This is a genomic window from Mangrovicoccus sp. HB161399 (genome assembly GCF_013184745.1).
Classification (GTDB): domain Bacteria; phylum Pseudomonadota; class Alphaproteobacteria; order Rhodobacterales; family Rhodobacteraceae; genus Mangrovicoccus.
This window is the reverse complement of the sequence record NZ_JAATVU010000149.1, coordinates 1-5,846: the sequence shown is the minus strand read 5'-3', so window position 1 is coordinate 5,846 and position 5,846 is coordinate 1. Positions and strand designations below refer to the sequence as shown.

At 64.2% G+C, this 5,846-nt stretch carries 6 protein-coding genes, 1 tRNA gene and 1 pseudogene; 3 read left to right on the top strand and 5 right to left on the bottom strand.

Annotation, left to right across the window (positions count from 1 at the left end; genetic code table 11):
- Window positions 1-465: 465 nt before the first annotated feature.
- The gene (locus HCC78_RS31245; protein WP_253949457.1) at window positions 466-1,095 is read right to left on the bottom strand and encodes an exopolysaccharide biosynthesis protein; all 630 of its coding nucleotides are present in this window, start codon (window positions 1,093-1,095) and stop codon (window positions 466-468) included.
- Window positions 1,096-1,412: 317 nt separating this feature from the next.
- Between HCC78_RS31245 and HCC78_RS34555 the strand changes: the two genes are divergently transcribed.
- Window positions 1,413-1,547 carry a hypothetical protein gene (locus HCC78_RS34555; protein ID WP_256368375.1) on the top strand — a complete coding sequence of 45 codons (135 nt, stop codon included), beginning with the start codon at window positions 1,413-1,415 and terminating at the stop codon, window positions 1,545-1,547.
- Window positions 1,548-1,577: 30 nt separating this feature from the next.
- On the opposite strand, the gene HCC78_RS31240 is transcribed toward HCC78_RS34555, so the two are convergent.
- Together HCC78_RS31240 and HCC78_RS31235 are read right to left on the bottom strand one after the other, a co-directional pair.
- On the bottom strand, window positions 1,578-2,228 hold the full coding sequence (locus HCC78_RS31240; protein WP_172332624.1) for a GntR family transcriptional regulator: 651 nt from the start codon (window positions 2,226-2,228) through the stop codon (window positions 1,578-1,580).
- Complete coding sequence (locus tag HCC78_RS31235; RefSeq protein WP_172332623.1) at window positions 2,225-2,926, bottom strand: M48 family metallopeptidase; 702 nt, start codon at window positions 2,924-2,926, stop codon at window positions 2,225-2,227. The genes HCC78_RS31240 and HCC78_RS31235 overlap by 4 nt, the downstream gene beginning before the upstream one ends.
- 95 nt (window positions 2,927-3,021) lie before the next feature.
- On the opposite strand from HCC78_RS31235, the gene HCC78_RS31230 reads away from it, so the two are divergent.
- The gene (locus tag HCC78_RS31230) at window positions 3,022-3,360 is read left to right on the top strand and encodes a TIGR02300 family protein (RefSeq protein WP_172332622.1); all 339 of its coding nucleotides are present in this window, start codon (window positions 3,022-3,024) and stop codon (window positions 3,358-3,360) included.
- Window positions 3,361-3,587: 227 nt separating this feature from the next.
- A tRNA-Ala gene (locus tag HCC78_RS31225) sits at window positions 3,588-3,663 on the top strand.
- A 559-nt stretch (window positions 3,664-4,222) separates the two neighbouring features.
- Here the strand turns inward: HCC78_RS31225 and HCC78_RS34250 are convergent.
- Together HCC78_RS34250 and HCC78_RS31215 are read right to left on the bottom strand one after the other, a co-directional pair.
- Window positions 4,223-5,179: pseudogene (locus tag HCC78_RS34250) on the bottom strand (recombinase family protein); the annotation flags it as partial.
- Window positions 5,180-5,228: 49 nt separating this feature from the next.
- Complete coding sequence (locus tag HCC78_RS31215; protein WP_172332621.1) at window positions 5,229-5,678, bottom strand: hypothetical protein; 450 nt, start codon at window positions 5,676-5,678, stop codon at window positions 5,229-5,231.
- Window positions 5,679-5,846 lie beyond the last annotated feature (168 nt).

The following is a 5,846-nucleotide window of genomic DNA, read 5'->3' as shown; positions in this document are numbered from 1 at the left end:
TACCGCACGCCCGAGCAGACACGGATCGACATGGCCGCCGCGATGGAAGCATAGTGAATATCGCCCCAGTCCGGGATCCGGGGGCAAGGTCAGGCCAGCATGGGACTCGCCGTCCGGATCAGCGCCACGCCGTGCGATCACGGGCGCCGCACCCTGAAAGTCCCCGTCTGCGACGGCCGTACGGAGATCCGCCTGATCAACGGATACTGGCATGGGTCCAGTCCCGGACGCGGTCAGCGCCTTCGGCGCGTCAGCGGAAAGACAGCACCGCCGCCTTGCGAGGCGCAGGACCGCGCATCGCACTGGTCCCGCCCGCGTGAAGCCGACGCTTGAAACGGGTGCCAAGGGCGAAACTCCCATCGCCTCCGGTCCCCTGCGACCGGGACGGAGCCCGCTCATCCCGGCGCAGGACCACGGTGACATCCCCCGCCAGGAGACTGACGCAGCGGAGCCGCATGGGGCAGGTCAGAGAGCGGCGGCAGCCACGGCGCTGATTGCGTAGAACGGCAGCGACAGGGCGGTGGCCATCAGCAGCGCCCCCATGGCCATGAAGAGCGCGTCGCGCGCCAGCATCGCCACCGCGAAGAGCAGCACGGAGAGCCCGAGCACCGAGGACGAGAAGGGCACCAGCTCGAGGAAGGGCATCGCCAGGCCGCAAGTCAGGCAGGCGATCTCGCAGGCCTTGCGGATCGGCCGGCGCATAGCCCAGGAGCCGTGGCCGGTGGCATGGCGGTCCAGCCAGCGTGCCAGCCCGCCCAGCCGCCCGATCGCGCGGCGGGCGCGCGGGCCGCTGACGGTCTTGCGCGTCACCGCCTCCGGCAGCCACAGATGCCGCCGCCCGAACACCATCTGCACGGCCACGAAGGCGATGGTCAGGCCGCAGATCGAGGAAAAGAGCGGAATTCCCGACAGCGGCGACACGACGAGCAGCGCGGGCACCATCAGCACCGGCAGGAAGGACGTGTCCCCGACCACGTGCAGAATGCCCTGCAGCGACACCTTTTCGCCCGCAGCGGCCTCGCCAAGCTTGGCGACCAGCCCTTCCATCGGCCCATCCTGTCCGAACTCCATGTACTCGTCAGCGTCCATCGTCATGCCCGTTCTCCGCCACGCAACTCTTCCGGCGACTCAACGGGCGCCGGACGGGCGGGTTCCCCTGCCCCGAGAGATAGGCGGGGTGCCGCCGCCGCGGCAAGAGCCCATGCAGTCCGCGCATTCCCGCGATGAAGCCCGCTCAAGCCGCCGTCCCCGGACGGGCGGAATCCGCCGTTTCGGGCGCCTCAGCGGGAAAGTTTTCAAACCGCCCGCAAAAACGGCAACTTTTGCTTAGCCATCGGCAAAAAACGCGCATGGACCGGATGCATCCGAATAGGTAAATACCGCGCCGTCGCCAGTTGATTGGAGTCCCCGCCATGCATCCGAACCTGACCAAGTCCTGCCCCACCCATGCCGCCGAGCCGCATGCACGGATCAGCCTGACCCAGGCCCTGATCGTCCTGGGCACCTGGATCGGCTTCTTCGCAGCCGGCTTCGCGCTGCTGCCCTGAGCCCCCGTCGCGGCAGGGAGGACCTCCGGGTCACTCCCCTGCGATCATCCTGAGCCCCTGGGTCACGTCGGTCCGCACCGCCAGCCTCAGCCCGGGCTCGTCCCCCGCCTTCAGCGCCTCGATGATCAGCCTGTGTCCATGCGGCACGCCGGTCCGGGCAAGCCGCCCGTAAAGCGCGCCCATCGTCGGCCCGAGCTGGAGCCAGACCGTTTCCAGCATCGCCAGCATCGCCGGCGCCTGCGCCCGCAGGTAGAGCGTGCGGTGGAATTCCAGGTTGTGGCGGATATAGGCGACCGCATCGCCGCGCCCGACCGCATCCGCGATCACCACGTTGATCGCCTCGAGCCGCTCGATCAGCGCGAAATGAACCTTGGGCAGCGCGCGCGAGCTCAGTTCCGGCTCCAGCATGCCCCTGAGCGCGGCCAGTTCCTCGATCCGGTCATTGCCGAGCGCCGGCGTCGCCACCCGCCCCGAGCCGGACAGCGTCAGCGCACCCTCCGCCACCAGCCGCCGCACGGCTTCGCGCGCGGGCGTCATCGAGACGCCGAATTCCGACGCGATGCCGCGCAGCGTCAGCGCCTGGCCGGGCGGCAGTTCCCCGCACATGATCCGGCTGCGCAGCGTGCGGTAGACCCGGTCATGCGCCGCCGGGGCGCTGTCGGCCTGCCGGCCACTGCTCATGCGCCCTCTCCCTCGAAGCGGTAGCGGTGCAGCCATGCGCCGTTCTCCCTCAGCCAGCGGCGGTCGGTGGCATAGCTGGGATGGAGCTGCGCCACCTCCGCCCAGAAGGCATCGGAATGGTTCATTTCGGCAAGATGCGCCACCTCGTGGGCCGCGACATAGTCGAGGATCTGGCGCGGCGCCATGATCAGCCGCCAGGAGAACATCAGCCGCCCTTCGGAGGAACATGAGCCCCAGCGCGAGCGCGTGTCGCGCAGCGCCAGCTCGGCATAGCTGCGCCCCAGCCGCGCGGCATAGAGATCGCAGCGCTCCACCAGCCGGTCGCGCGCAAGCGCGGTCAGCCAGGCGCGGACCTGCGGCGCCGTGCGCGACGGGCTGGCCAGCAGCTCGCTGCCCCGGCGCTCGGCCTTGCGGACCTTGGCGGGCACGATCATCAGCGCCTCGCCCTGCACCGGCAGCCGCGCACCGGGCGCGACGAAGACCGGGGGCGGCTGGCTTCCGAGATGCCCCCTCACCCAGTCGCCGCGCTCCTGCAGGAAGGCATTCAGCTCGGCGGCAGGCACATGCGGCGGCGCGGTCAGCGTCACCCGGCCGTCCAGCCGCGAGATGCGCAGCGACAGCCGCCGCGCCCGTGCCGAGCGGCGCAGCTCCACCTCGATCCGCGGCGCTCCTGCCAGCGCGAGCCGCTCTCCCGTCATTGCCGTGTTCCCCGCCTCATGGATTTTCCTTTGACACCCCGTCCGGCCTGTGGCAATGGCCCTCACTCAATCCGTCGAGAAAAGAGGAAAGACCAATGCCCAAGGAAGAGTGGGGAACCAAGCGGGTCTGCCCGACTACGGGCAAGAGGTTCTACGATCTCGGCCGGTCGCCGATCGTCAGCCCCTATACCGGCCAGGTCGTCGAGATCGACACCGGCAACAAGTCTCGCACGATGATCGCCGACAAGGCCGATCCGGATGCCAAGAAGACCAGCCGCGAAGACGGCGATGACGTGGTCCTCGACGACGAGGACGATGTCGACATGGATCTGGGCGACGATCTGGACGATGACGTCCTCGACGAGGATGACGAGGACAACGTCTCGCTCGACGACATCACCGACGTCTCGACCGACGACAACGGCGACGACTGATCTCCTTCCGGAGACGCGGAATTTCGAGGGACGGCCCGGAGCGATCCGACGCCGTCCCTTTCGCATGTGGCAGGGACGGCACCGCCAGCGCCTTGATGCAGCGCAGTTTTTCCGGAGACCGGCCTGGCGACAAGTTTTTTTCCTGGAGTCCGTTTTTTCCGCTTGCGCCCCCCGGCCAGACTCCTTAGACAGCCCCTCACCGACGCGGCGGACACGCCGCACCGGCCGGGGCCTTAGCTCAGTTGGGAGAGCGCTTGCATGGCATGCAAGAGGTCAGGGGTTCGACTCCCCTAGGCTCCACCATCCCGCACTTTAGGGATGAAAAATCCGCTAACACCTTGAACGGAAAGGTGATTTCAGCGGTTCGATAACCCTCATTTCGGCTATACCTCAGTGGCTCTGCAAAGGCCAGTTTGAGCACTGTACGCTTGAGGGCGAAGCTGCCATTTTTATAGATATTCCAAGGACTTGCCAGAAATTCTAAGGCCGGTTCGATAAATTCGCTTAGGCGGCCTTGAGATGGCACGGCTTTCTCTGCCTGTTCGGTCAATCTGATGGTCTGGCGTTCCAGTTCTCCGATGCGTTTCTCATAGGCTTTGATCACGCTCGGGCTGGAGGCATCCATGATACGGTCGAGCAGCGAGTCGATCTGCTTGCTGGTATCCGAGAGCTGCGTCTCGATGGTCTTGCGCGCCGCCATAGCCTCGACGCGGCGCATCTCCCAGATATCGGTGAAGATGGCCTTGGCGAGCTTGTAAAGCTGCGTGGCGGGTTGCAGGCCGCGCAGGATGGCCTCTGCCCCATCTTCGATATCGGCACGGCGAATCGACTTGCGCTTGGAGGCGCAGCCAGGCGTGTCGCAGAGATAGTACGGGTAGAGTTGGTTGCGGCCCTTCGACCAGCAGGAGGTCATCGGCTGATCGCAGTCATCGCAGTGCACGAAGCCGCGCAGCGGGAAGTCTTTGTTGATGTCGTTGCGCGCCGGAGCGTTCGCCGTACCCTTCAATCGCGCCAGGATGCGCTCATGGGTGGCGAAGCTGATCAGAGGCTCATGATGCCCCTTGCGTAGGCTCACGCCCCATTTGGGGGCTTCTACGAGCCCGGCATAGAGCGGGCGCTCCAGGATTTCCGTGGCTTTGGTGATGCGCACCAGCCCCGTCTTGTTGCTCTTGGGGAAGTCAGGCTTGGATTGAAAGAACCGTGCCACTTCACTCTGCGAGCGGAAGCGCCCGGAGGCGTAGCCCTCAAGGGCTTCGGTGATGATCGAAGCGACTGGCTCATCGCGAACAAGCAGCTTTCCATGCGCCGCCACGCGCTCGAAGCGGTAGCCGACTGGCGGGTGGAAGACGTAGTAGCCTTTCTCGATACGGGCGGTCATTTTCTGAATGACCTGACGGCGATTCTGCTCGCGCTCAAGCTGGCCTTGGGCAGCGATCACGGTCTCGATAAACAAGCCTTCCGGCGTGTCTTCGAACTGAAAGTTCAGACATTCAACCCGGGCCCCGCGCTGCGCGAACTCACGGCGCAGCTTGAGGTGAAACTCGGTATGACGGGCGAAACGCTTGGGGTCATCGAAGATGACGACATATTGCTTGCCCTTCTGGGCATCGAGATAGGCCAGCATGGCGCGCATGCCGGGCCGCTTCATGAAGTCCACGCCGCCTGTGATGTCATCCGGGAAGACCATTTCGACATCATAGCCGCGCTCATCCGCGTATTTTCGGCAGCGGTGCTCTTGGCTCTCAAGGCCGTGACCTTGCGTCTTCTGCTTCTTGTCCGAGACGCGGCAATAGATCAGAGCACTGGTGGTCGCCTCCATCTTTTGGTGTGCATCTTTCATGAATCCTCCTTGTCTAGCGGCACCTTACTCAGGCCGCGCACATGTTGAATGTCTTTGTCAGGGTATCTGCCGCCGAGCTTACCATATTCTGGCTTCTCTCGGCGGGCTCATCCTCGTTTTCGTCAAGTTTTCCACAGGCTTGACCGAGTGGCGCTTGCGCAAACCCCGCGTCGTAAAAGCAGTTTGCGACGTGGATCAGGAAATCGATCACCTGATCTTTCTTTTCATCGCTGATGTTTTTGTCATCGAAGAACTCCCTGTAGAGCTCGTAGTTGATCTTACAGGTAGCTGGATTGCCGCTCTCCAGGGCAATCCCCAATGCGCTTGCCAAATTTGGCGCGTTCTCAAAATCATTCTTACTCATCAAAACACCTGCCCAACTGCGCGCTTGCGCGTTCGGACGCGCGACGGCGTCAGTTAGCCCGTGCCCTTGATCACTATAATTTTCATCCGGTCTGGTGAGTTGGTCGCCGGGCACTGGTACTTGCTCCGGCGTGGTGATCAGCGAAGTTGTATCGCTGATCTTATTTTCTACTTCAAGTTTACCATAATCGTAAGCGGTGTTCCCGGCTCACGGGATCTCAGGTTGACGGCTTGAAACTCCATGGCAGAAGTTCGTCGATGCGCTTCTGCGGATGCCCGGCGG